The organism is Aeromicrobium sp. Leaf289, from assembly GCF_001423335.1.
Lineage (GTDB): Bacteria > Actinomycetota > Actinomycetes > Propionibacteriales > Nocardioidaceae > Aeromicrobium.
The window spans coordinates 657,104-679,688 of the sequence record NZ_LMNK01000002.1 but is presented as its reverse complement, the minus strand read 5'-3'; the positions used below and the strand labels follow the sequence as shown (position 1 = coordinate 679,688).

The 22,585-nt window shown below is 72.2% G+C and carries 23 protein-coding genes; 10 read left to right on the top strand and 13 right to left on the bottom strand.

What is annotated here, in order from left to right; genetic code table 11:
• Positions 1-93 precede the first annotated feature (93 nt).
• The 5 genes from ASF37_RS07210 (at position 94) to ASF37_RS07190 (ending at position 4,250) form a co-directional block, all read left to right on the top strand.
• Positions 94-714, top strand: coding sequence for a hypothetical protein (locus ASF37_RS07210; RefSeq protein ID WP_056579686.1), 621 nt, complete (start codon positions 94-96; stop codon positions 712-714).
• Entirely contained in the window at positions 711-1,007 is a 297-nt protein-coding gene (locus tag ASF37_RS07205; protein ID WP_055962972.1) for a transcriptional regulator, read from the top strand. Before ASF37_RS07210 ends, ASF37_RS07205 begins: the two co-directional genes overlap by 4 nt.
• Positions 1,004-1,882: an ABC transporter ATP-binding protein gene (locus ASF37_RS07200; protein ID WP_055962968.1), complete on the top strand. Its 879-nt coding sequence runs from the start codon at positions 1,004-1,006 to the stop codon at positions 1,880-1,882. Before ASF37_RS07205 ends, ASF37_RS07200 begins: the two co-directional genes overlap by 4 nt.
• Before the next feature lie 35 nt (positions 1,883-1,917).
• Entirely contained in the window at positions 1,918-2,703 is a 786-nt protein-coding gene (locus ASF37_RS07195; protein WP_055962965.1) for an ABC transporter permease, read from the top strand.
• A 173-nt stretch (positions 2,704-2,876) separates the two neighbouring features.
• The gene (locus tag ASF37_RS07190; protein ID WP_055962959.1) at positions 2,877-4,250 is read left to right on the top strand and encodes an FAD-dependent oxidoreductase; all 1,374 of its coding nucleotides are present in this window, start codon (positions 2,877-2,879) and stop codon (positions 4,248-4,250) included.
• A 60-nt stretch (positions 4,251-4,310) separates the two neighbouring features.
• On the opposite strand, the gene ASF37_RS07185 is transcribed toward ASF37_RS07190, so the two are convergent.
• Positions 4,311-4,727 (bottom strand): hypothetical protein, encoded by a 417-nt coding sequence (locus tag ASF37_RS07185; RefSeq protein ID WP_056579684.1) that lies wholly within the window; start codon positions 4,725-4,727, stop codon positions 4,311-4,313.
• A gap of 145 nt (positions 4,728-4,872) precedes the next feature.
• On the opposite strand from ASF37_RS07185, the gene ASF37_RS07180 reads away from it, so the two are divergent.
• From ASF37_RS07180 to ASF37_RS07170, 3 genes are all read left to right on the top strand, one after another.
• Positions 4,873-5,733, top strand: a complete 861-nt coding sequence (locus ASF37_RS07180; protein WP_055962953.1) for a 3-hydroxybutyryl-CoA dehydrogenase — start codon at positions 4,873-4,875, stop codon at positions 5,731-5,733.
• On the top strand, positions 5,734-6,327 hold the full coding sequence (locus ASF37_RS07175; RefSeq protein WP_235499967.1) for a GNAT family N-acetyltransferase: 594 nt from the start codon (positions 5,734-5,736) through the stop codon (positions 6,325-6,327). It begins immediately after the preceding gene.
• A 144-nt stretch (positions 6,328-6,471) separates the two neighbouring features.
• Positions 6,472-8,067 carry an AMP-binding protein gene (locus tag ASF37_RS07170; RefSeq protein ID WP_055962950.1) on the top strand — a complete coding sequence of 532 codons (1,596 nt, stop codon included), beginning with the start codon at positions 6,472-6,474 and terminating at the stop codon, positions 8,065-8,067.
• Here ASF37_RS07170 and ASF37_RS07165 read toward each other — a convergent pair.
• Positions 8,060-8,728, bottom strand: coding sequence for a TetR/AcrR family transcriptional regulator (locus tag ASF37_RS07165; protein WP_055962947.1), 669 nt, complete (start codon positions 8,726-8,728; stop codon positions 8,060-8,062). The two genes, ASF37_RS07170 and ASF37_RS07165, sit on opposite strands and share 8 nt — an antisense overlap.
• A 242-nt stretch (positions 8,729-8,970) precedes the next feature.
• Between ASF37_RS07165 and ASF37_RS07160 the strand changes: the two genes are divergently transcribed.
• Complete coding sequence (locus tag ASF37_RS07160; RefSeq protein ID WP_056579682.1) at positions 8,971-11,028, top strand: Ig-like domain-containing protein; 2,058 nt, start codon at positions 8,971-8,973, stop codon at positions 11,026-11,028.
• Positions 11,018-11,680: a GNAT family N-acetyltransferase gene (locus ASF37_RS07155; RefSeq protein ID WP_156368142.1), complete on the top strand. Its 663-nt coding sequence runs from the start codon at positions 11,018-11,020 to the stop codon at positions 11,678-11,680. The genes ASF37_RS07160 and ASF37_RS07155 overlap by 11 nt, the downstream gene beginning before the upstream one ends.
• Before the next feature lie 50 nt (positions 11,681-11,730).
• On the opposite strand, the gene ASF37_RS07150 is transcribed toward ASF37_RS07155, so the two are convergent.
• From ASF37_RS07150 to ASF37_RS07100, 11 genes are all read right to left on the bottom strand, one after another.
• On the bottom strand, positions 11,731-12,621 hold the full coding sequence (locus tag ASF37_RS07150) for an NAD(+)/NADH kinase (protein WP_056579680.1): 891 nt from the start codon (positions 12,619-12,621) through the stop codon (positions 11,731-11,733).
• A complete protein-coding gene (locus ASF37_RS07145) occupies positions 12,618-13,649 on the bottom strand; it encodes an SPFH domain-containing protein (RefSeq protein WP_055962935.1) in 1,032 nt (343 codons plus the stop codon). The genes ASF37_RS07150 and ASF37_RS07145 overlap by 4 nt, the downstream gene beginning before the upstream one ends.
• A gap of 72 nt (positions 13,650-13,721) precedes the next feature.
• Positions 13,722-14,228, bottom strand: a complete 507-nt coding sequence (locus ASF37_RS07140; RefSeq protein ID WP_056556543.1) for a hypothetical protein — start codon at positions 14,226-14,228, stop codon at positions 13,722-13,724.
• Entirely contained in the window at positions 14,225-14,839 is a 615-nt protein-coding gene (locus tag ASF37_RS07135; protein ID WP_055962929.1) for a hypothetical protein, read from the bottom strand. The genes ASF37_RS07140 and ASF37_RS07135 overlap by 4 nt, the downstream gene beginning before the upstream one ends.
• Positions 14,836-16,026: an MlaD family protein gene (locus ASF37_RS07130; RefSeq protein ID WP_056579678.1), complete on the bottom strand. Its 1,191-nt coding sequence runs from the start codon at positions 16,024-16,026 to the stop codon at positions 14,836-14,838. Before ASF37_RS07130 ends, ASF37_RS07135 begins: the two co-directional genes overlap by 4 nt.
• The gene (locus ASF37_RS07125) at positions 16,026-17,324 is read right to left on the bottom strand and encodes an MCE family protein (protein WP_082506437.1); all 1,299 of its coding nucleotides are present in this window, start codon (positions 17,322-17,324) and stop codon (positions 16,026-16,028) included. Before ASF37_RS07125 ends, ASF37_RS07130 begins: the two co-directional genes overlap by 1 nt.
• A gap of 11 nt (positions 17,325-17,335) precedes the next feature.
• Positions 17,336-18,337: an MCE family protein gene (locus ASF37_RS07120; protein WP_055962922.1), complete on the bottom strand. Its 1,002-nt coding sequence runs from the start codon at positions 18,335-18,337 to the stop codon at positions 17,336-17,338.
• Positions 18,334-19,371, bottom strand: a complete 1,038-nt coding sequence (locus ASF37_RS07115; RefSeq protein ID WP_056579676.1) for an MCE family protein — start codon at positions 19,369-19,371, stop codon at positions 18,334-18,336. Before ASF37_RS07115 ends, ASF37_RS07120 begins: the two co-directional genes overlap by 4 nt.
• Positions 19,368-20,381, bottom strand: coding sequence for an MCE family protein (locus tag ASF37_RS07110; protein ID WP_055962914.1), 1,014 nt, complete (start codon positions 20,379-20,381; stop codon positions 19,368-19,370). Before ASF37_RS07110 ends, ASF37_RS07115 begins: the two co-directional genes overlap by 4 nt.
• Positions 20,378-21,679: an MCE family protein gene (locus tag ASF37_RS07105; protein ID WP_156368141.1), complete on the bottom strand. Its 1,302-nt coding sequence runs from the start codon at positions 21,677-21,679 to the stop codon at positions 20,378-20,380. Before ASF37_RS07105 ends, ASF37_RS07110 begins: the two co-directional genes overlap by 4 nt.
• Complete coding sequence (locus tag ASF37_RS07100; protein ID WP_082480360.1) at positions 21,676-22,584, bottom strand: ABC transporter permease; 909 nt, start codon at positions 22,582-22,584, stop codon at positions 21,676-21,678. The genes ASF37_RS07105 and ASF37_RS07100 overlap by 4 nt, the downstream gene beginning before the upstream one ends.
• Between the last annotated feature and the right edge of the window lies 1 nt (position 22,585).

Genomic DNA, 22,585 nt, shown 5'->3' with positions numbered 1-22,585 from the left:
GGGAGCACAGCACCCGGGACCCCGCACGGTCTTGACCTTCTCCACGGGTCCGTGCAAACTACTTTGCATGACAAACTGCTTTGCGGACGCATCATGACCGACGACGACCGCACCCCCGACCTCGCCGAGAGCTGGGCGCTGATCGAGTCCGAGCGCGAGCGCGCCCGACGTTCGGTCCGCGTCGACGAACGGGTGGTCTACGGCGTCTGGGCGCTGGCCTGGGGCGTCGGCTACCTGGCCCTGTTCGTGTGGGCCGGCCCGGAGGGGCAGCCGGGACTGCCCGGACCGATCGTCTTCGGCGTGCTCATCGTGGCCGCCATCGTGGTCACGGTCGCGCACATCGAGGGCCGGACGCGCGGTACCGGCGGGCCCGACGCCGAGACCAACGCGATGCTCGGCTGGGCGTGGCCCCTCGGCTTCATCGGCAGCAGCCTCACGGCTGGCGCGATCGGACGCGCCGGCATCGAGGGCGACGCCGCGGCCATCGTCTACAACGGCCTGCCGTGCCTCGTCGTCGCGTGCCTCTACATGGGCACCGGCGCGGCCCTGCGCGACCGACGCCAGCTCGTCCTCGGCGGCTGGATCGCGGTCACCGTGGGGATCGCCTCCTTCATCGGCGGCGCACACCTGTACCTGGCCATGGCGGTGCTCGGCGGCGGCGGGTTCGCCGTCGCGACCGTGGCGGCGGCACGCGACCGGGCGGGGCGCCCGTGAGCGAGCTCGACCCCGTCATCCACGCGCAGGCCCGCCTCCGGGTCACGGCCTTCCTGGCCGTGCTCGAGCCCGGCGAGACGCTCACCTTCCCCCGCCTGCAGAAGGAGCTCGGCATGACCGCCGGCAACCTCTCCACGCACCTGCGCAAGCTCGAGGACGCCGGCTACGTCGAGCAGACCAAGACCATCAACGGACGCAGCCCCGTCACCTACGTCGGCCTCACCGACACGGGCCGCACGGCCTTCGAGACCTACACCCGCACGCTCCGTCAGCTCATCCAGGGGGACTCATGACCAGCACACCCGTCCTGACCATCGACCACGTCAGCCGCTCGTTCGGCGACCGACCCGCCGTCGACGACGTCAGCCTGGAGGTCCGTGCCGGGCAGGTCGTCGGCCTGCTCGGACCCAACGGTGCGGGCAAGACCACGCTGCTGTCGATGGTCTCCGGGCTGCGCACGCCCGACACCGGCACGGTCCGCGTGCTCGGGCTCGACCCCCGTCGGCCGGCACACCGTGCCGTGATCGGCGTGACGCCCCAGGAGACCGGACTGCCCGAGTCCCTCACCGCCGCGGAGGTCGTGCGCTTCGTGGCCGACCACCACGCGGACCCGCTCCCGACCCTGGAGGCGCTGGACCGGTTCGGCATCGCCGAGCTCGCCGACCGGCGGTGCGGGGGCCTGTCCGGTGGGCAGAAGCGACGCCTCGCCTGCGCGCTCGCCCTCGTGGGACGCCCCGCCCTGGTCCTGCTCGACGAGCCGACGACCGGGCTCGACGTCGACGCCCGGCACGCTCTCTGGCGGGGCATCCGCGCCCACCGCGACGACGGCGTGGCCGTCCTGCTGACCAGCCACCACCTCGAGGAGGTCGAGGAGCTGTCCGACCGCGTGGCCGTCATGGCCGAGGGCCGGGTGCTCGTCGACGACACCCTCGAGCGTGTGCTCGGCCGGGTCGACGTGGACCGGCTCTCCTGGTCCGGCACCACGGGCCGCGTGGCCGAGCTCGACGGCGTGGTGGACGTCCAGGTCGACGGTGACCAGGTGGTCGTCCTCGCCCGCGACGCCGACCTCGTCGTCCGTGCCCTCGTCGACGGCGCCGCCGACTTCGCCCGACTGCGTGTCCGCGGCGCCTCGCTCGAGGACGCCTTCACCCACCTCACCGCCGCCTGACCCACCCAGCCCATCCAGCGTCCACGGGGGACCCCATGACCACGACCACCACCGCACCACGACGCACCGCACCCGCGCTGCGCATCACCCTCGCCCACACCCGGCTGTCCGTCCTCGAGGCGCTGCGCGAGCCGATCGTCATCGTGAGCACCGTGGCCTTCCCGGCCCTCGTGCTGCTGTGCTTCGTCGTGCCGCAGCGCGCGGTCGCGGGCGACCCGTCCGCAGCGACCGCCGCCACCGGCCAGATCGCGCTCTTCTCGATCGTGTCGGTCTGCCTGTTCACCTACGGCGCCGGCATCGCCGAGGACCGGCAGCGACCCTTCGACACGTTCATTCGGTCGCTCCCCGCCGGCCCCGTGGCGCCGTTGGTGGCCCGGATCGTCACCGGCGTGGTGCTGAGCGCCCTGGGCCTGCTGCCGGTCGCCGTGATCTCGACGTTGCTCACCGACGCGGACGTCCCCCTCCTTCGCCTGCCATGGGTGGGGCTGACGCTGCTGACCTGCGGCGTCCCGTTCCTCGTGATCGGCTTCGCCATCGGGTACTCGCTGCGCCCGAAGGCCGCGCTGGCCGTGGCCCAGATCGTGCTGTTCCCGCTCGCCTTCCTGGGCGGGTTGTTCGTCCCGCCCGAGACCTTCCCGTCGTGGCTCGACGCCGCCTCGCAGGCCACGCCCACCCGAGCGGCGCGCGACCTCGTCGTCTCGTCGATGACGGGGTCGGGCGGCGAGGCCACCCAGCTGCTGGTCCTGCTCGGCTGGACGCTGGCCGCCGGCGCGGTCACCGTCTGGGCGTTCCGCCGCGACGAGGGTCGTCGCTTCCGCTGACCGGGCGAGCCGAGCCCCCGATCACCGGACGACTCGCCGGGCTCGGCCGCGCTCGACGTGGGCGATCTCGCACCGCGGACGACTGCGCAGGGTTGGTGCGGAGAACTTAGGATGGCCTCATGCACACCGCATGATCCGGTCGGTGTGCCCGCAAGCCCCCAGGAGTCACACTGATGAGCAGGAAGCTCAGGGTCGCGATCGTCGGCGCCGGCCCCGCCGGCGTCTACGCCGCCGACATCCTCACCAAGTCCGAGGTCCCCGCACCCTTCGAGGGCGCGAGCGTCGACCTCCTCGAGCGCGACCCCACGCCCTTCGGGCTGATCCGCTACGGCGTCGCGCCGGACCACCCGCGCATCAAGGAGATCGTCAAGGCGCTCAAGCGCGTCATGGCCAACGACGACATCCGCTTCTTCGGCAACGTCGCGTTCGGCGACGACCTGAAGCTCGACGACCTGCGTCAGTTCTACGACGCCGTCGTGTTCGCCACCGGTGCGCGCCGCGACCGCGACCTCGACATCCCCGGCATCGACCTCGACGGCTCGCACGGTGCCGCCGACTTCGTGTACTGGTACGACGGGCACCCCGACGTCGACCGCGAGTGGCCCTTCCAGCCGCACCAGGAGTCCGTCGCGGTGCTCGGCGTGGGCAACGTCGGCCTCGACGTCTCGCGCATCCTGGCCAAGACGGCCGAGGAGCTGCTGGTCACCGAGATCCCCGACAACGTCTACGAGGGCCTGAAGAAGAACGTGACGAAGGACGTGCACGTGTTCGCGCGCCGCGGTCCCGCGCAGGTCAAGTTCACGCCCATGGAGCTGCGCGAGCTCAGCCACTCCCCGACCATCGACGTCATCGTCCACCCCGAGGGCTTCGAGCTCGACGAGGGCTCCCTCGAGGCGATCCGGGCCGCGAAGAGCCAGAAGCTCGTCGTCGACGTGCTGCAGAACTACCTGGCCAAGGAGCCCACGGGCGCCCCGCACCGCATCCACATCCACTTCTGCCAGAACCCCGTGGAGATCCTCGGCGAGGACGGCAAGGTCGTGGGTCTGCGCACCGAGGTCACCGAGCTCGACGGCACGGGCAACGTCCGCGGCACGGGCGAGCTCGTGGACTGGCCGGTCCAGGCCGTCTACCGGGCCGTCGGCTACTACTCCGACAACCTGCCCGGCCTGCCCTTCGACATCACCGCCGGCGTCGTGCCCAACGACGGCGGCCGGGTCGTGGAGATCGACGGCTCCGCCCTGCCGGGTGCCTACGTCACCGGCTGGATCAAGCGCGGACCGGTCGGCCTCATCGGCCACACCAAGTCCGACGCGGCCCAGACGATCTCGATGCTGCTCGAGGACGCTCCCACGCTCGCCCAGGCGGCGCAGCCGGAGCCCCAGTCCGTCGACGCCTACCTCGACTCGCGCGGCCTGGAGTACACGACGTGGGAGGGCTGGGAGAAGCTCGACGCCCACGAGATGGGCCTCGGCGAGGCCCACGAGCACGAGCGCGAGCGCGTGAAGGTCGTGCCCCGTGAGGACATGGTCAGCATCGCCCGCTCCTGACGCAGGCCCGAGCACGAGGGGTCGGCCGCACGCGGTCGGCCCCTCGTGCCGCGTCCGGGGTCAGTCGGGCTGGAGGGCGAGCAGCTGCAGGTGGCACGGGCCGTCCGGCGAGGACGTGGGGATCTCGTCGAGCCTGAACCGCACCTTCGTCCCGGCGGCGACGTCGACCAGCCGGCGGGTGGTGGCCGGTCCCGCGCCGTCGGCCGGCCCCACCTGGGCGCTCACCTGGTAGCTGACCGGGTTCTTGGTGGGGTTCGAGACGACGCCGACCGCAGCCCAGACGCCGTCGTCGTCGGGGTTGCACCGGACCCCGGAGAGCAGCTCGGGCACGGGCGTTCCCGCCGGCAGGCCGCTGGCCGTGGGCGAGGGGGTCGCCGTGGGCTTCGTGGCGGGCTGGGGGTCGTCGCCGCTGCAGCCCGCCGTCAGCACCGCGACGGCCAGGATCGGGGCCAGCAGGGCCGGACGACGTGCACGCATGGCCCCATCCCACCACGTCGACCCCGCTCGTCCGGCCGCACCACGCGCCTGCATCACACCTGAGGGTCGCCTCACGTTCGCACGTCGGCGTCCCGTACGCTGGAGATCGTTGGACGTCCGAGCAATCGAGGGTGAGGAAGAGACGATGACGATCGCGCGACTGGGTGTCGTCGGGGGCGGACTCATGGGGTCCGGCATCACGGAGGTCGGCGCCCGCGCGGGCCTGTCCGTGGTCACGGTGGAGGTCGACGACGACGCCGCCAAGCGTGCCGCGGAGCGGGTCGAGGGTTCGCTGCGCCGGGCCGAGAAGCGCGGCAAGATGACGCCCGAGGACGTCGCGGAGACGCTCGAGCGGGTCACGTTCACGGCCGACCTGGAGGCGCTGGCCGACCGCGACCTGGTGGTCGAGGCCGCCAGCGAGGACGAGCAGACGAAGCTCGAGCTGTTCCGCACCCTCGGCTCGCTCCTGGAGTCCGACGACGCCGTCCTCGCGTCGAACACGTCGTCCATCCCGATCGTCAAGCTCGGCGCCGTGTCGGGTCGCGCCGACCGCGTGATGGGGGTGCACTTCTTCAACCCGGCACCGGTCATGAAGCTGGTCGAGCTCATCCCGTCGCTCACCACGAGCCCCGAGACGCTGCAGCGCATGCAGTCGTTCGTCTCCGAGACGCTCGGCAAGGAGCCGATCGAGGCCACCGACCGGGCCGGCTTCGTGGTCAACAGCCTGCTCGTGCCGTACCTGCTGTCGGCGATCCGCATGTACGAGGCGGGGTACGCCTCGGCGGCCGACATCGACTCCGGCATGGTGCTCGGGTGCGGGCACCCGATGGGCCCCCTGGCGCTGGCCGACCTGATCGGTCTCGACACCGTGCGCGCCATCGGCGTCTCGATGTACGACGAGTTCAAGGAGCCCCTCTACTCCCCGCCCCCGGTCCTCGACCGCATGGTCGACGCGGGCCTGCTCGGCAAGAAGTCCGGCCACGGGTTCTACCCCTACGATCGCTGAGTGCCCGACGACGAGATCATCCGCCCGCGCCTGGCTGACCTCGCCTGGCCGCGGCGCACGTCGCGCCTGACGCTGCGTCCGCTCACCGTCGACGACGTCGACGCGGTGCTCGCGTACCGGTCCGACCCCGACGTCGGTCGCTGGCTCGGGCGTCCGGCCCGCTCGCGGGAGGAGGTGATGGCCTCCCACTTCACCGAGCAGGACCTCCCGCACTCGCTGGCCGTCGAGATCGAGGGCGCCGTCGTCGGCGACATGATGCTGGTGGTGGAGGACGCCTGGGCCCAGCGCGACGTCCGTGAGCAGGCTCGGGGTTCCGTCGCGGTGCTCGCCTGGGTGCTGTCGCCGGTCCACCACGGTCGCGGCCTCATGACGGAGGCGGTGGATGAGCTGCTGCGGATCTGCTTCGAGGACCTCGGCGTGCGCCGGGTCAGGGCGGAGTGCTTCGCCCTCAACGAACCGTCGTGGCGCCTCATGCAGCGCGTCGGCATGCGCCGCGAGCTGCACGGCGTCCGTGACAGTCTCCACCGCGACCTCGGCTGGGTCGACACCCTCGGCTACGCCCTCCTCGCCGACGAGTGGCGCGCGGCCCGCTGAACGGTTCGGACATGTCCGGGGCGTTCCGACCCGGGTCCGTGACCCGGAAGTGTCCAGGACGCGGGTCCGGTGACCTGCGACGGCGGTGCAACACCGGGCGTTGCATGATGGGCGTGACCCGCGTCATACGCTCTGGAGGCCCTCGTGATCGTCCCGTTCAGCATCCGCGACTTCCTCGACCGCGCCGTCACGGTCTACCCCGACCGGGTGGCGGTCGTCGACGAGCCGGACCAGCCTGCGGCGTCATGGGGTGAGCTGACGTACGCCGAGGTGATGCGGCTCGCTCAGGCGCAGGCCGCGCGCCTCGACGAGCTCGACGTCCCGGTGGGTGGTCGCGTGGCGATGGTGTCGCAGAACGCCGCCCGGCTGTACACGTCGTTCTTCGGCGTCTCCGGCTGGGGGCGCGTGTTCGTGCCGGTGAACTTCCGGCTCGCGCCGGCCGAGGTGGAGTACATCGTGCAGCACAGCGGCGCGGAGGTCGTGATCCTCGACCCGGGCCTGGAGCACCTGCGCGACGCCTGCTCGGGCGCCAAGCACGTGTTCGTCGTCGGCGAGGACGACGAGGCGGTGTGGGGCTGGAGCCCCGCCCCCGGCGGGGGTGCCGGGCAGCGGGCGGCGGAAGGTACCGGCCAGCGGCCGGAGCACGGCGCCGAGCCTCGCGCGTGGGAGCCCGACGAGAACGCCACCGCCACGATCAACTACACGTCGGGCACCACGGCACGACCCAAGGGCGTGCAGCAGACGCACCGCGCCCTCTGGACGAACGCCACCGTGTTCGGCTGGCAGGCCTCCGTCAGCGACCGCGACGTCTACCTCCACACGCTGCCGATGTTCCACTGCAACGGCTGGGGCCAGGTCTACGGCGTCACCGGCATGGGCGCCAAGCACGTCGTGCTGCGCCAGGTCGACGGCGCCGAGATCCTGCGCCGCATCGAGGACCACCAGGTCACGTACCTGTGCTGCGCCCCCGCGGTGCTGTCCGCCGTGCTCGACGCACTGAAGGACTGGGACGGCCCCACCGGTCGCGACCGCGTGCGCTGCGTCGTGGCCGGGGCCCCGCCGCCCACCCGCACGATCGAGCGCGTGCGCGAGGAGCTGGGCTGGGAGTTCATCCAGATCTACGGCCTCACCGAGACCGCGCCGCTGCTCACGATGAGCCGGATGCGCGAGGAGTGGGACGACCTCGATCCCACCGAGCAGGCCCGCAACCTCGGCCGCGCCGGCGCCCCCGCGCTGTCGACGTCGATCCGCGTCGACGACTCCGGCGAGCTGCTCGCCCGCAGCAACACCGTGCTGGAGGGCTACTGGGAGAATCCCGACGCCTCCGCGGAGTCGCTCGCCGGCGGGTGGTTCCACACCGGTGACGGCGGCGCGTTCGAGGACGGCTACGTGACGATCGCCGACCGCAAGAAGGACGTCATCATCTCCGGCGGCGAGAACGTCTCCTCGATCGAGGTCGAGGACGCCCTCGCCTCCCACCCCGCCGTGCGCGAGGTGGCCGTGATCGGCATCCCCGACGAGAAGTGGGGCGAGCTGGTGACCGCACTCGTCGTGGTCGATCCCGACGCCGGCGTCGACGAGGCCGCCCTCATCGCCCACACGCGCGAGCACCTGGCCGGCTACAAGTGCCCCAAGCGCATCGAGTTCCGCGAGGAGCTGGCCCGCACCGCCACCGGCAAGCTGCAGAAGTTCAAGCTGCGAGCCGAGTTCTGGGAGGGTCAGGAGCGCCAGGTCAACTAGCGTCCGGCGCCGCGCCCGAGGCGAGTCGGTTGAGGTCGATCGGGCCCCACTCCTGCTCGACCCAGAGGCCGACGAACACGGCGCGGACGAGGGCGACGGCTGACTGGGCGCGACGCTCGAACTCCGCGTCGTCCACGTCGTCGAAGGCCAGGGCGATCAGCACGTCGTCGATGGCACCGATGATCCGCAGGGCGGTCTCCCCGTCGAGCTCGACCTTCTCGGTGCCGTCGTCGGCGGCAGAGAGACGCTGCAGCATGGTGGCGTAGCGACCCTTCACCTGCCGACGCAGCGCGATCGCCTCGGGGCCGAGGTTGTAGAGGTCGACGAGGTGGGCGCGGGCGAGGAACGGCCGCTCGTGGGTCTGCGTGAGGAACGCGCGGACCGCTACCTCCGCGCCGGCCAACCGGTCCGGCGCGTCGAGCACCCGCGCCTCGAGCTCCTCCACCCAGCTCGTGTGGAAGCGGTCGGCGTGGTCCATGAGGCACGCCGCCTTGTGCGGGTAGACCTCGTAGAAGGCTCGCTTGGACATGCCCGCCGAGGCAACGATGTCGGCCACGGCGATCTCGCCGAAGGGACGCCGGGCGAGCACGTCCTCGAGACCGGCGAGGATCCGTTGCGCGATGTCGGCCGTCCTCGCGAGGCTCGCGTCCTGGTCCTGCACCGTTCCCCCACCCGCTCTTCCTGGAAGTCCGCTTGACATCGGTACACACGCGTACCATCCTGGGTACGCAAGCGTACCAAGAGTTCGCCCCGACGTGCGTGGCGTGCGACTCGAGTCCAGGGGCGAGTCGCGCGCCGGCCGGTCCGGTGAATTCTTCTCGTTCGCCGGACTGGGGACAAACTTGCGCATAGGCTCCTCACGCCCGCCGATCGTCGGGCACCTCTCGACATCCAGGGGCCCCCTTGTCCAGCTCGCCGCGTCCTGCCCTGCACCTGTTCGGCCGCATCGGGGTGACCGCGGTCGCCGCGTTCGCCACGGTCGCGACCTCCGCGCCTGCGGCTCTGGCCGCCGAGGGCGACCTGGCCCCGGAGACCTCGGAGCCGACGTCGACGTCCGAGCCGGCCGACGCGGCGCCGACCTCCGACTCGACCGCGCCGGAGAACACCGAGCCCGCCGGCGACACCGAGTCGACCCCGCCCCCGGCGGACGAGACCCCCGACGAGACCCCGGACGCCCCGGCCGAGCCCGCCCCGAGCGAGCAGGACACGGACGGGACCGAGGCCGATCCCGCGCCGAGCGCCGCTGCGGAGGGTGAGGCGGAGGGCGAGGCCGACATCGAGGCCGCCGACGAGCTCGGCTCCCAGCAGATCGCCATCACGATGGCCCTGAAGGCGGGCGACTTCTACCCCGACGACGTGGGCAGCCAGTACGTGTACGTCGCCATCTACCAGGGCGACGAGTACCTGCGCTCCGCCAACTGCAGCGCTCCTGTCGAGACCGTCGAGGCCGGCACCGAGGTCGCCTGCCTGAACGAGTCGGACGCATCACCCACCGTCGAGCTCGGCCCCGGCGAACGGGCCGTGATCGAGTACTACGACGGGACCCAGTACCGGAACGTCTACGTCGATCCGTGCCTCGCGTCGGAGTGCTCCGCCGATCCCGTGGCCGTGGACCTCGTGCGCGAGGGACCCGCACCGTCCGCGCCGAACCGGTCCTTCTCCGCCCGTCCGGGAGAGCCCGTCACGTTCGACGTGCTCGCCTTCGACTCCATCGACGACCCCGACACGACCGTGTCCATCGCCTCTGCGCCCCTGCACGGCACCGTGCGGGTCACCGACGACGGCCTCCAGCGGCTGGTCTACACGGCGGCCGAGGACTACGCGGGAACCGACACCCTCACCTACACCCTGACGAACAGCAACGGCAGCTCGACCGGCACGGTCAACATCACCGTCGCCGAGGACGCCGTGACCCCGAGCTTCGGGAGCCGCAAGTACCGCATCGGCACCCAGGTGGCGAGCGGCGCCTTCGTCCCCGAGGGCACCACCACCGCGGGCAGCACGATCACCATCACCACCTACCCCGCCGGCGGTGGCTCACCCGAGGTCGAGACGTGCACGACCTCGACCGGGTCGACCGGGCCGATCTTCCCGCCCGACGGGCCGTTCTTCCCGCCGCTCGGGCTCGCCGCGGCGGCCGAGGGCCCCACCGGCCTCAGCTCGTGCCCTGGCGACATCACCGGGATCGGGTCGTTCCTGCGCCTCTACACCGCCCCTCCCGGCGCCCGCGTCGAGATCACGCAGTCGGCCGTCCCCGACGGCCAGGCGCTGCTGCCCGACCCGCGCACGGTCGTCGTCGAGCCGTGCGACCTGAACCTGACGCCCGGGTGCGACACCGAGGAAGTCACCCTCACGGCGACCGGCTCCATCCTTCCGGTCACGCGCCCCGACACGGCCACCGCCGAGCAGGGCGGCCCCGCCATCGAGGTGGACGTCCTGGCCAACGACGACAGCGAGGACCCGGACACCGGTCTCGAGGTCACCCCGCTGCCCGAGGGCCGCGGCACGGTCGAGGTCGTGGGCGCGGCCGAGACGCCCGTGCCCGAGCCGACCGAGGGGGTCGGCACCCTGGCCGTCCCCTCCGCCGGCACGCTGCGCTTGCGCTACACCCCGCCCACCGGCTTCAGCGGCACCGTCCCCGTGCAGTACACGGTGACGAACTCCAACGGATCGACGACGGGGACGTTGACGATCACGGTCGAGGCGGCAGACCCCGTGGACCCGGTCGATCCCGGCGATCCCGGCACCGACGACGGTGACACCGGCGATGGCGACTCCGACGTCGCGCCGGCCTCCGCCTCGAGCGGCACGCGAGGCAGCACCGCCGCACAGGTCAGGACGCTCCCGGCCACCGGTGGTCCTGATGCGGCCCTCGCGCCCCTGGGTGCCCTGCTGGTCGCTGCCGGTGCCGCCGCACTGACCCGGGCCCGCCGCCGACCTGCCGCCTCGCGTGGCCGCTGAGGGGCCGCCACCGGGTGAGCCGGCATGGCCGTACTGGTACGTCCGTGCACTCGGACCGGGCTCTGCGCCGCTGTGGTCCGCCGTGCTGCAGTCGGGGCGGCACGGCGACGGGACGCGCCTCGCGCTGCCGGAGGACGAGGCGCTCGCCGAGATCGAGGGTGAGCCGCTCGTCGCGAGGGCCCAGCACGGTCCCGCCGGGACGGTCGTAGCCATCGAGGTCACCGCGGAGGCCGCACCCAAGGCACCTCCGCTGTGGTTCGCCGAGCTCCGTGAACCGAGCAGCGAGCCGCCCGCCACGGTCCTGCTCGCCTTCACCGGCCACGGCGTCGCACCCGGCAGCCTCCTCGACCGACAGGCTCTCCGCCAGGTCGACGTGACGAGCGAGGACCAGCTCGGCGCCTACCGCTGGTACCCGTCGTCGGGCTTCGTCGACCAGATCTACGTGACGCCTCGGTGGCGACGTCGCAGCATCGGGACGGCTCTCGTCGCCGCCGCCTCGAGCGTGGTGCTCGCACGCGAGTGGCCGCGCATGTGGAGCGACGGCCAGCGGACGGCGGACGGCGACCGGATGCGGGCCGCCTCGCGCTGGACCGACCGGACGGACGATCTCACCCACCTGATGCCGCCGATGACCCCGTTCGACGAACGCTGACGACAGCGGTCGCACACCCTCCTGCGCGAGGGTCCTGTGGTCGGCCGCGCTCAGACGACGAGACGCAGCCGTCGCGACGACCGGCCGACCGTGAGCCGCTGGCCGAACGACAGCGTCACCGCATCGGCCTCGATGCCGTCGCCGAAGCACACCAGCGCGTCCGACTCGACCGTGACGACGAGCGATCCCTCCGCCTCGAGGACACCCTCGGTCACCGTGACCCCCGTGGCCGGCGACGGCCACGCCTCCCGGACGAACCAGCACAGCCTGGCGTCGGTCGCCGACGGCAGGTCGAGCGGGCTGCGGCGCTCCTCCCACGCCGAGCGCAGCCAGCCGGTGGCCCCCGTCCCGGTGCCGACGAGGATGCCCGACGACGACTGCCGCTCCACCTGGTCGCCGCACTGCAGCACGTAGCGCGCCGACTGGTGGCCGGCGTGCCCGACGAACACCTCGTTGAGGGCCGAGATCATCTGTCCGTCGTCGGTCCGGGCCTGCACCATCGTGCGCTCCTGGACCTGCCGGTCCGCGCGCGCCAGGGCCGCCAGCACGGTCACGACGTCCTCGGGCCGGTGCGGGACGAGGACACCGGGGTTCCAGGCGGGTTCGGGGTTGACGCCCACGACCGGCTGCCCGTCGAGGTACTTGGCCGCGTTCGCCACGAGCCCGTCCTGGCCGACGGCGACCACGACGTCCTCGGGACCGAACACGAAGCGGTCGAGCTCGCTGCGCTCCACCTCCGCACGCCGCCAGTGCAGCGGGATGGCGGCCGAGACGGCCGAGCGCGCCCGGGCGAGGGCCTCGTGACGGTGCTCCACCTCGACGATGTCGCGGTCGCGGGAGGCCAGGAAGAAGGCCGCCTGCTCACGTGTGGCGTGACGTGCCACGAGCTCGTCGAGCTCGGACCGCCGGTGGACGACGACGGCCCTGGGCCGCAGCGTCACGCCGGACCGGGCTCCTCGGCCGCCACCCGGTCGTCGCGGTCACCGAGCCGGTCCAGCAGCGGCGCGAGCAGCTCGGGCGTGACGGTCAGGTGGGTGAGCGGCGGCAGGTTGCCCGCGAGCTCACGCGCGGCGATCGCGAGGATCCGACCCTGGTCGATCTGCGCGTACGACGCGAACGCGGCGGACTCCGCCTCGGCCCGCGCCTCGCCCACCGTGCGCTCCTGGTCGGCCTCGGCACGGGCGAGGACGCCCTGGCGCTCGGCCTGGGCGGCCGCCGTGATGCGGTCGGACTCGGCCTGCTCGGTGGCGCGCCTGCGCTCGTTCTGCCCGCGCTGGGCCACGAGCTCCTCCTCGCGGCGGGCCAGCTCGATCTGGTTGGTCAGCTCGTTCTCGGCGATCGCGCGCTCCTTCTCCACCGCCATGGCGCGCCGCTCGAAGGTGGCTCGGTCGGCCTGCTGCTGCACCGCCTCGCGGGTGGGCGTCTGGAGGGCGCGCTCCAGGTCGGCCTCCGCACGGATGGCGACGACGCGGACGTCGGTGACCGCCAGGCCGCGCTCGACGAGGCGCTGGTCGCCGGCCAGCTCGTCGGCCACGCGCTGACGCACCGGGGAGATGCCGTGCGAGAGCGCGTCGGTCAGCGAGGTGCTCGCGAGGTGGTCGAGCGCCGGCTGCTGCGCCAGCTCGGTGAGCAGACCGCCCAGGCGCTCGAGGGGTCGCGCGTTCCATGCGCCGGTGCGCGGATCGATGCCGAAGTCGATGCGGGTCGCGGCCACGGCCGGGTCGACCACGCGGTAGGTCACCGTCGCCTGCACCGAGACCACCTGGAAGTCACTGGTCCGGGCGGTGAACTGCAGCGCCTGCTCGCGGTCGTCGAGCGGCACCTCGGCGAGCGCGGCGGTGCTCGGACGGAACCAGAAGGAGATGCCGGCTCCGGACTTCGTCGGTCGTCCCCCGCTCAGCTTGAGCACGAACGACGTCGGGTCCGACCTCAGGTGGTTCAGGAACGGACGTCGGGTGATGTCGGCCATGGGTGCCCCTCGCTGTCGGCTCGACTCGGCCCGCTCAGTCTGCCGCACCCGGTCCTGGGCGATGCTCCCGGTTCAGAGGGGGCGCAGGCTGGTGACCTGCCAGGACCCGGAGTCCGACCTCTTCGCCGTGACGGCGAGCTGGGCGGCCGACACGTTCGCCTGGTCCTCGCCGGCCCGACGGCTCGACTGGTCGACGTAGACGAGCAGGCTCGCCCGGTCCCCCTCGAGCTCGGTGACCCCGGCGGCGCTGACCTTGGCGGTGAGCACCAGCTTCTGCCCCGGCGCCTGCTCCTGCAGGGCGGCGAAGAGCGTCGCGTACTCGCTGCGCGCCTTGCCCGCGAGCATGGTCCTCGCCGACTCCTCCGTCGGCGTCGGGTCGGCGTGGTCGTAGGTGAGCACCCGCTCGAGCGCGACCGCGACCTGCGACTGGACCTCCGTCGTGCCCTTCTCGTCGACGAGGGCGGCGTTGTCCCCCGCCGGGCCCGACGTCAGGTCGACGTACTGCCACCACCCGACACCACCCGCCACGAGCGCGAGGACGGCCACGGCGACCACGACGATCCGCTGTGCGCCCCTCATGAGACGTCCACCGCGAGCTGCTGGAGGTCGCTGACCTTCCACGTGCCGCCGGAGCGCTGGAGCGTGGCGGTGAAGCGGTTGCGCTTGACGACCGGCTCGGCGTCGACGTCCGCGCCGTCGCGGACGGTGGTCTCGACCGACGCGATGACCTCGGCGGTGGCACCGTCGACGTCGAGCACCGCTGCCTCCACCACGCGACCCTTCGAGATCTTGCGCTGGTCGGCGAGCAGCTCGCGGTCCTTGGCGTCCAGCCCGGCGAACTGGTCGTGGAGCGTGCCGGTGGTGACGGCCTTCCAGCCGTCGAGGCCGGCCTGGACGTCGCGGTAGTCGAGGCTGTTGAGGGTGGCGACGTCGCTCGTGGTCGCGATCAGCACCGCGTCCCGCGTGCGCGCCAGCTGCAGGTCCTCGCTGTGCGCGGCGGTCCACCACGCCACCGACCCGCTCAGCGCGACGACCAGGCCCAGCGCCACCAGCACCCAGCCGAGGACCCACGGCTCCCGCTTCTGCGCCCCCGGTGCCGGCGGGCCGGCCTCGTCCGGTGGCACGGCGTCGTCCGTCATCGACTGCTCCCCCACGTCCTCGCGCTCGGCGAGCGCGTCCTTCGTGCTCATCGTGCACCACCCATCAGGTCGGCCAGCGAGTCGGCCATGCGGACGTCGGCCGTGACGGCCGGGCCGTCGGGTGCGGTCGCCACCGACGCCTGGCGTCGGGGCGTGCCCTTCGGTCCGCGGACGTTGGAGGCCTTCGCCGACGAGCGGCACCCGGCCTGCAGGTTGAACGAGGAGCCACCCGACGTCTGCGACCCGGGCCGCGGCGTGGTGCCCCCGTAGCCGGTGGTGCACGGCAGCGGCGAGAAGTACGACTGCGAGAGCGCGAGGTTGATCCCCCGCGAGCCGGTGACCGTCCATCCGATGCTGAACGCCTTGGGCGCGGTCACCAGCGCGTCCTGGACGCCCCCGGCGTTGATGCCGAACACCTGCGCGGGGGTCACCAGGTTGGCGAGCACGACTCCGAGCGGTCGGCCGACCTCCTGGAACAGCACGTCGATCTCGCGAGCCGCGGCGGGCGTGTTGTCGATGAGCCGACGCAGGTCCCCGTCGGAGGACTCGAGCGTGGAGGCGATGGTGGCGAGGTCCGCGCTGAACGAGCGGATGCTCTGCGACGACGCCTCCTGCGTGCGGAGCACCCGGTCGGAGTTCTCGATCAGGCCCCGCGTGGCGACGAAGTTCCGGTCGGCCGCCGCCTGGAACTCCTGCGAGCTCTCCAGCAGCGAGCCGAAGTCGAGCGCGACGCCCTGGGAGGCCTCGTAGCCCTCGTCGATCACCGACGTGAGCGCCTCCTCGGGCACGGAGGACACGAACTTCTCCCCGGACCGCAGCACCCGGTCGATGCCCGGAGGCTGGGACTCCTCGCCCGCCGACAGCCGGTCGCCGTCCGCCAGGGCGGCTCCCCCGGTGGTCCCGCCCTGCAGGTCCACGTACTGCTCGCCGATGGCGGAGCGGTTGACGACCTTGGGCGCGGCGTCGGCCGGGATGCGCGGGGCGTCGCCGTCGATGGACATCGTGATGCGCACGCCCTCGTCGGTGGCCTCGAGGCTGTCGACGCGGCCGACGGGCACTCCTCGGTAGGTGACCTGGCCGTTCTCGAAGGCGCCTCCGGCGGAGGGCAGGGCCGCCGTCACGGTGAAGCCGGTGGAGAACGGGTTGATGCCCACGTACGTGGCGCCGAGGTAGGAGGTGGCGACCAGCCCGAGGACCACGAAGGCCACGATCTGGGCTCTGATGCGTCCGGTCAGCATCACTGCTCACCCTCTCGAGGAGTCGTGGTCGGATCGACCGAGGGCGACGGGGAGGGCGACGGGCTCGGCGAGCCGTCGGGGGTGGGCACCGTGGCGCTCGGCACGGGGATCGTCGGTGCGGGTGACCCCGGGGCCGGGGAGGACGTGGGCGGCAGCAGGCTCGGCGGCACGTCCTGCTCGTCCTCGGCCGCCTCGAGCCGCTCCTCCAGCAACGCCTTCGGATCGAGTCCCTTGCGACGCGCGCCGCTCATCGGGTCGTCCGGGTAGTTCGGGTCCTCGACCTGCGCCCAGGCGCACCCCGCCGCCTCGCAGCCCGCGGGCAGGGTCCGGAAGTTCGTCTCGATGAAGGCGTTCACGTAGTCGCCCTCGATGGCCCCCATGACCGAGTCCGGGAAGGGGTACGTCAGCAGGATCTCGAGCGACTCCGGGAGGTCGCGCCCGGCACGCGCCAGGTTCTCCAGGATCGGGTCGAGCGCCTTCAGGTCGGCGACGATGTCGTCCTGGGAGGCGTCCAGCGTCTTGACCGTCACCGTCGAGAGCCGGTCGAGGGCCGACAGCATGGCCACGAGGTCCTCGCGCTGGTCGACGAGCACCTGCATGCCGGGTGACAGTCCTTCGAGGGCCGAGACGATCTTGTCCTGGTCGGCCTCCAGGTTCTCCGACAACCGGGCGAGCCCGTCGATGGCCGCGGTGATCGACTCCTTGCGGTCGTCGAGCGTGGTGACGAACGTGTCCATCTCCCGGAGGAACCCCCTGATCTCCTCCGGACGACCCGTCGACACCTCCTGCAGCTCGCGAGAGATCTCCTGGAACTGGCCGATGCCGCCACCGTTGAGCACCATCGACAGCGACCCGAGCACCTGCTCGACCTCCGCCGCCTGGGACGTGTCGGCCAGACCGAGCCGGGTTCCGTCGGCGATCGGCCGACCGGCCTGCGGCGTCTGCGGCCGGACCAGGGCGACGTACTTCTCGCCCAGCAGCGACGTCTGCTGCAGACGGGCGACCGTGCCGGCCGGCAGCTGCGCGTCCCGGTTGACGAGCAGGGTCACCCGCGCGCTCCGTCCGTCCGGGTTGAGCCGGATGCGGTCGACGCGGCCGACCGCCACGTCGTCGACCTTGACGCTGGACTGGGGCACGAGGTCGAGCACGTCGTCGAAGTCGGCCGTGATGCGGATCGGCTTGGAGCCGACGTCGGCGCCGCCGGGCAGGGGCGTGTCGTAGACCCCGCCGCCGAGCACGCCACAGCCGGACAGCGCGGCGAGACCGGCCACCACTGCGGCCACCAGCAGGCGCCTCATCGGCCCGCCCCTCATCGGTTCACCTCCGGGAGCAGGGCGGGCGCGTCGCCGCCGTCCTTCCAGATCGAGGCCTCGTTGAGGTTGCCGCGACCGGTGAGCGCCTTGAGGTCCGGGTCGTACGCCCGCAGGAAGTTCTGCAGGACGAGCGGGACCAGCCGGACGGTCTCCTCCAACGCCTCGCGCTGGTTGACGAGCACCCGGGTCGGACCCTGCAGGTTCTCGACGCTGGTCCTCAGCGCGCCGCGGTTGTCGCGGATGAAGTCGTCGACCAGGGCGAGCGCCTCACCGAGGTTGTCGATCGCTCCTGCCAGGTCCCCGCTGCTGTCGGCCAGGTAGTCGTTGACCTCGGCGAACTGCCGGTTCACGTCGGCCACGGCGTCGTCGTTCTCCACGAGCATGTCGTTGAACTCCCTGACGTTCGAGATCGTGGCGAACAGGTCGTCGCTGGAGTCCGCGAGGGTTCCCGAGGCGTCGCCGAAGTCGCCGATCAGCTGGTTGATCTTGACGCCCTGGCCCCGCAGGTTGCGGTCGGCCACGTCGAGGAAGCGCGACAGCGCGCCGTCGCGGTTGGCGCCGTCGGGACCGAGCTTCTCGCTCACGTCGGTGAGGCTCGCGTAGAGGTCGTCGATCTCGACCGGCACCGCGGTGCGCTCCATCGGCAGCACGGCGCCGTCCTCCAGCGTCGGGCCGCTCGTGTGCGGCTTCGTCAGCTGCACGAAGCGGTCGGACACCAGCGTCGGCGCGACGATGACCGCGGCCGTGTCGGCGGCCGCGGCCTGGCCCGGGTCGAGGCGCATGGTCACGGTCACGCCGGCGGGGCCGGGCGCGACGTCGGTGACCGTGCCGACCGGCACGCCGAGCATCTGCACGTCGGAGCCGGCGTAGAGACCCACGCTGGACTCGAACACGGCCTGCACGGTCGTGCGGTCGCGCGCAGCGGTCGCACGCCAGCCGACGACCGCCACGACGGCGAGAGCGGCCACGAGGGCGATGACGAGGCTCCGGCGTCTCACTGGCCCCCTCCCTTCTTCGGTGCGCAGTCACGGGCCACGTCGTTGCGCAGCTCGGGTGCGCCGCTGGCGTCGAACAGTCCGCAGATGTAGGCGTCGACCCACGGACCGTTGCCGGTCGCCGACGCGAGCGTGCGGTAGTACGGACCGAGGCGCCGCAGGGAGGCCTCGAGCTTGCTCTGGTTGGCCTGGAGGATCTCGGCCACGTCGTCGAGCTTGGCGAGGGCCGGCCGCAGCTGCTCCTCGTTGTCGCGCACCAGGCCGGTGAGCTGGGTGCCCAGCCGCTCGGTGCCGTCGAGCAGCGCCTGCACCGTCTCGCGACGGGACGCGAGCTCCTCGAGCAGGCTGCTGCCGTCCTGCAGGAGCTTCGCGAACTCGGCGTTGCGGTCCTTGAGAGTGCCGCTGACCTCACGCGTGGAGGCCAGCAGCGCGGCGAGCTCGTCGTCGCGCTTGGCCACGACGCGCGAGAGGTCGGTCAGCCCGGCGACGGACTCGCGCACCGCCTTCGGCGTGTCCTCGAAGGTGTCGGACAGGACGTCGAGGCTGGTCTCGAGCTGGGCGGTGTCGATCTCGCCGATCGTGTCGGAGAGGTCGGAGAACGCCGCGTTGACGTCGTACGGCGTGCTCGTGCGCTGCAACGGGATGGGCCCGTCGATCTCGCCGGCCCCGAGCGGGTCGACGGCCAGGAACTTCTGGCCCAGCGTGGTCTTGACCTTGATGGCCGCCCGCGACTGCGGTCCGACCCGAACGTCCTTGGCCCGGAAGGTCACGACCACCGTGTCGCCGTCGAGCTCCAGCCCCGTCACCTCGCCGACCTTGACCCCGGCCACGCGGACCTCGTTGCCCGGCTTGAGCCCACCGGCCTCGGCGAACTGCGCCTGGTAGGTGCTTCCGCCGCCGATGATCGGCAGGGCCTGGGCGTTGAAGGCGAGCAGGAAGCCGATCGCCATGGTCAGCAGCCCGACGACGGCGATCACGACGCGGTTGCGCTCCGCGAACGCCGTCGGGAAGCGGGGAGCCTTGCGTGTCCGGGTCATGCGGTGCACCTCTTCGCGACGGGCTGGGCACCGAGGTCGCCGAAGTAGCCCTCGGGACGCGGGATGACACCCGTGATCTCGCACTCGTAGAAGTTGATCCAGGACCCGTAGGACGCCGTGCGTCCGATGCGGTCGAGCTTGCCCGGCAGGGTGTCGAAGAAGCGGTTCAGCACGTCCTCGGCGTCCGCCAGCTCCCCGGACAGCGAGCCGAGCGAGGCGATGGAGTCCTTGAGCGGTCGGCGCCCCTCCTCCAGGAGGTCGGCGACGCTGCTCGTGAGCCGGCCCATGCCGTCGAGGGTGTCGCCGATGGTCTCGCGGTCCTCGGCGAGACCCGAGACGAGCTGCTGCAGCGTGATGATGGTCCGGTCGAGCTCGTCGGACCGCCCGTTCACCGTGGTGAGCACCGACGTGAGGTTGTCGATCAGCTCGCCGATGACCTGGTCCTTCTCGGCCAGGGTCGACGTGAGGCTGGCCGTGCTGGAGAGCAGCCCCTCGACGGTGGCGCCCTCGCCCTGGAACACGGCGATGATCTGCCCGCTGAGGGCGTTGACGTCCTTCGGGTCGAGGAACTGCATGAGCGGCTGGAAGCCGTTGAACAGCATGGTCAGGTCGAGGGCCGGCCGCGTCTCCTCCAGGCCGAACGTGTGACCGGTCGGCAGCGTGTCGGTGTCCGCGACCTCCGGCGGCTCGAGCGAGATGTACCGCTGGCCGACGAGGTTGCGGAAGCGCAGCTGGGCGGTGGTCCCACGGGGCAGCCGCACGGCGTCCTGCACGGTGAACTCGACCCCGGCCACGCGGTTGTCGTGCACGGCCACCTCGGTCACCGTGCCGACCTTCACCCCGGCCATGCGGATGTCGTCGCCGCGGTTCAGGCTCGTGGCGTCGGAGAACAGCGCCGTGTAGCTGCTCGACGAGCCGGGCGTCGAGTTGCGGATGGTCCCGGCCAGCGCCACGGTCGCGAGCACGGTGACGACCGTGAACACCAGGCTCTTGAGGACGAGCGTCTTCATCGCAGCTCCACCTTCGTGCCGCGCAGCGTCGGACCGACGAGCAGGCTCGCCCAGCGCGGGTAGTCCTGGGGGCTCATGCCCTGGCTCGGCGCGACCAGCTCGGCGATCAGCTGGTTCTCGGCCGGCGAGTTCGCCTCGCCCAGGCCCGCCGACGCCACCGCGGACCCGCGCGGGTCGTAGGCGGGCGGCTGGATCGCCTCGGGCTCGGACCTCGTGGTCGCGGACGACGCCCGCGCGGTGGCTCCGGTGGGGACGTAGGGGCACGACGGCTTGCCACCGCCGCTGAACGACGGGGTGTCGCGCCCGGGCCGGTAGCCGCTGCGCGGCGGGCTGACGTTCAGCACCACCTTCAGACCGGGCTGGTCCGTGCCCTTGCCGAGCACCCGGTCCATCCGCGGGATGAACTGCCGGGCCGACCGCAGCAGGCACGGGAACGTGCGGGCGTAGGGTGCCGCGGCCTCGAGCGCCTTGCGACTGTCCTCGGCCAGGATCTCGATGGTGCTCGCGTTGCCGGCCACCCAGCCACGGCTCTCGTCGGCCGACGCGATGACCCGCTCGTACACCTCGGTGAGCGCCTGGCCCTTGGCCACGAGGGTGCCCGAGGTGGTCGTGAGGTCGTCGAGCGCCGTGAGCAGGTCGGGAGCGGCGTCGGCATAGGTCTCGGCCACGGTTCCGAGCCGGTCGAGGTCCTCGGCCAGCAGCGGCACGCTGGGCTGAAGCCGCTGCACGTACTCGCCCCACGCCTGGAGCGTGTCGCCCAGCTCGCCGCCGCGGCCGCGCAGCATCGTCGCGAGCTCGTTGAGGGTGGACTGCAGCTTCTCGGGCTGGATGGACTGCAGCAGCGGGAGCAGCTCGTCGAGCACCTTCTGCAGCTCGATCGCCTCCGCCGACGCGTCCTGCTCGATGACCGCACCCGCCTGCAGGTGGCCGCCGGCCGGGGCCGTGGTCTGCAGCTCGACGTAGCGCTCGCCGAACAACGTCTTGGGCAGCAGCCGGCCGGTGGTGTCGGGCGCCAGCCGCTCCAGGACCTCGGGCTGGAGCGCGAGCGTGAGGACGGCGCCGTCGTCGGCCGTGGTGATCTTCGAGACCTCGCCCACCGGGACGCCGTGCAGCTTCACGTCCGATCCCTTCTGCAGGGCGTTGCCGACCGCGTCGGTGCGCAGCTCGACGTCGGAGCGCGGCACGAACGCCCTGTTGTAGGCGAGCACCGCGCCCCCGACGAGCGCCACGACGACGAGCCCGTAGCCCAGGCCGAGCAGCACGTCGACCCAGCGCGGAGCGCCTCGGCGCGCGCTCATCCGGCGATCCGCACGGTCGTGGTGGTGCCCCACAGGGCCATCGACAGCACGAGGTCGAGCACCGCGACGGTGACGATGCTGCGGCGCACCGCCGTGCCGACCGCGATGCCGACGCCGGCGGGCCCGCCCTGCGCCATGAACCCGAGCCGGCAGTGGATGAGGATGATGAGGACGGCGAAGACCAGCACCTTGGCGAACGACAGCAGGATGTCGATCGGCGGCAGGAACAGCGAGAAGTAGTGGTCGTACGTGCCGGCCGACTGCCCGTACAGGTGGACGGTGACCATCCGGGCGCCGAAGTACGACGTGAGCAGGCCGATCACGTACAGCGGGATGATCGCGACGAAGCCTGCGACCACACGGGTGGTGACGAGGTAGGGCACGCTCGGCACCGCCATGACCGTGAGGGCGTCGACCTCCTCGTTGATCTTCATGGCACCCAGCTGCGCCGTGAAGCCCGAGCCGACCGTGGCCGACAGCGCGAGCGCGGCCACGAGCGGCGCGATCTCGCGGGTGTTGAAGTAGGCGGAGATGAAGCCGTTCAGGGCCGACGTGCCGATCTGGTCGAGGGCCGCGTAGCCCTGCATGCCGACCACGCTGCCGACGAAGAGCGTCATGCCGAGCATCACACCGATGGTGCCGCCGATGACCGCGAGGGCCCCCGAGCCGAAGCTGACCTCCGACAGCAGCCGGAGGATGTCGCGCGGGTAGCGCCGGACGGTGGCCGGGATCCAGGCCAGCACGCGACCGTAGAAGCGCAGCTCGGCGCCGGCCGCGGCGACGGCGTCGATCGGCCGGTCCCACCAGCGGGCGGGTCGGTCGTCGATGCCGAGCTCCTCGGGCGTCGGCTCGGGCCGGGGCGTGCGCCCTCCGGCTCCGGGCCCCTGGGGCGGTGCGACCGTCATG

What these genes read in the sequence shown, in the direction of transcription:
- ASF37_RS07210 (WP_056579686.1), top strand. Translation starts at nt 94, where the DNA reads ATGACCGACGACGACCGCACCCCCGACCTCGCCGAGAGCTGGGCGCTG.
- ASF37_RS07200 (WP_055962968.1), top strand. Translation starts at nt 1,004, where the DNA reads ATGACCAGCACACCCGTCCTGACCATCGACCACGTCAGCCGCTCGTTC.
- ASF37_RS07195 (WP_055962965.1), top strand. Translation starts at nt 1,918, where the DNA reads ATGACCACGACCACCACCGCACCACGACGCACCGCACCCGCGCTGCGC.
- ASF37_RS07190 (WP_055962959.1), top strand. Translation starts at nt 2,877, where the DNA reads ATGAGCAGGAAGCTCAGGGTCGCGATCGTCGGCGCCGGCCCCGCCGGC.
- ASF37_RS07185 (WP_056579684.1), bottom strand. Translation starts at nt 4,727, where the DNA reads ATGCGTGCACGTCGTCCGGCCCTGCTGGCCCCGATCCTGGCCGTCGCG.
- ASF37_RS07180 (WP_055962953.1), top strand. Translation starts at nt 4,873, where the DNA reads ATGACGATCGCGCGACTGGGTGTCGTCGGGGGCGGACTCATGGGGTCC.
- ASF37_RS07145 (WP_055962935.1), bottom strand. Translation starts at nt 13,649, where the DNA reads ATGGCCGACATCACCCGACGTCCGTTCCTGAACCACCTGAGGTCGGAC.
- ASF37_RS07140 (WP_056556543.1), bottom strand. Translation starts at nt 14,228, where the DNA reads ATGAGGGGCGCACAGCGGATCGTCGTGGTCGCCGTGGCCGTCCTCGCG.
- ASF37_RS07135 (WP_055962929.1), bottom strand. Translation starts at nt 14,839, where the DNA reads ATGAGCACGAAGGACGCGCTCGCCGAGCGCGAGGACGTGGGGGAGCAG.
- ASF37_RS07130 (WP_056579678.1), bottom strand. Translation starts at nt 16,026, where the DNA reads ATGCTGACCGGACGCATCAGAGCCCAGATCGTGGCCTTCGTGGTCCTC.
- ASF37_RS07125 (WP_082506437.1), bottom strand. Translation starts at nt 17,324, where the DNA reads ATGAGGCGCCTGCTGGTGGCCGCAGTGGTGGCCGGTCTCGCCGCGCTG.
- ASF37_RS07115 (WP_056579676.1), bottom strand. Translation starts at nt 19,371, where the DNA reads ATGACCCGGACACGCAAGGCTCCCCGCTTCCCGACGGCGTTCGCGGAG.
- ASF37_RS07110 (WP_055962914.1), bottom strand. Translation starts at nt 20,381, where the DNA reads ATGAAGACGCTCGTCCTCAAGAGCCTGGTGTTCACGGTCGTCACCGTG.
- ASF37_RS07105 (WP_156368141.1), bottom strand. Translation starts at nt 21,679, where the DNA reads ATGAGCGCGCGCCGAGGCGCTCCGCGCTGGGTCGACGTGCTGCTCGGC.
- ASF37_RS07100 (WP_082480360.1), bottom strand. Translation starts at nt 22,584, where the DNA reads ATGACGGTCGCACCGCCCCAGGGGCCCGGAGCCGGAGGGCGCACGCCC.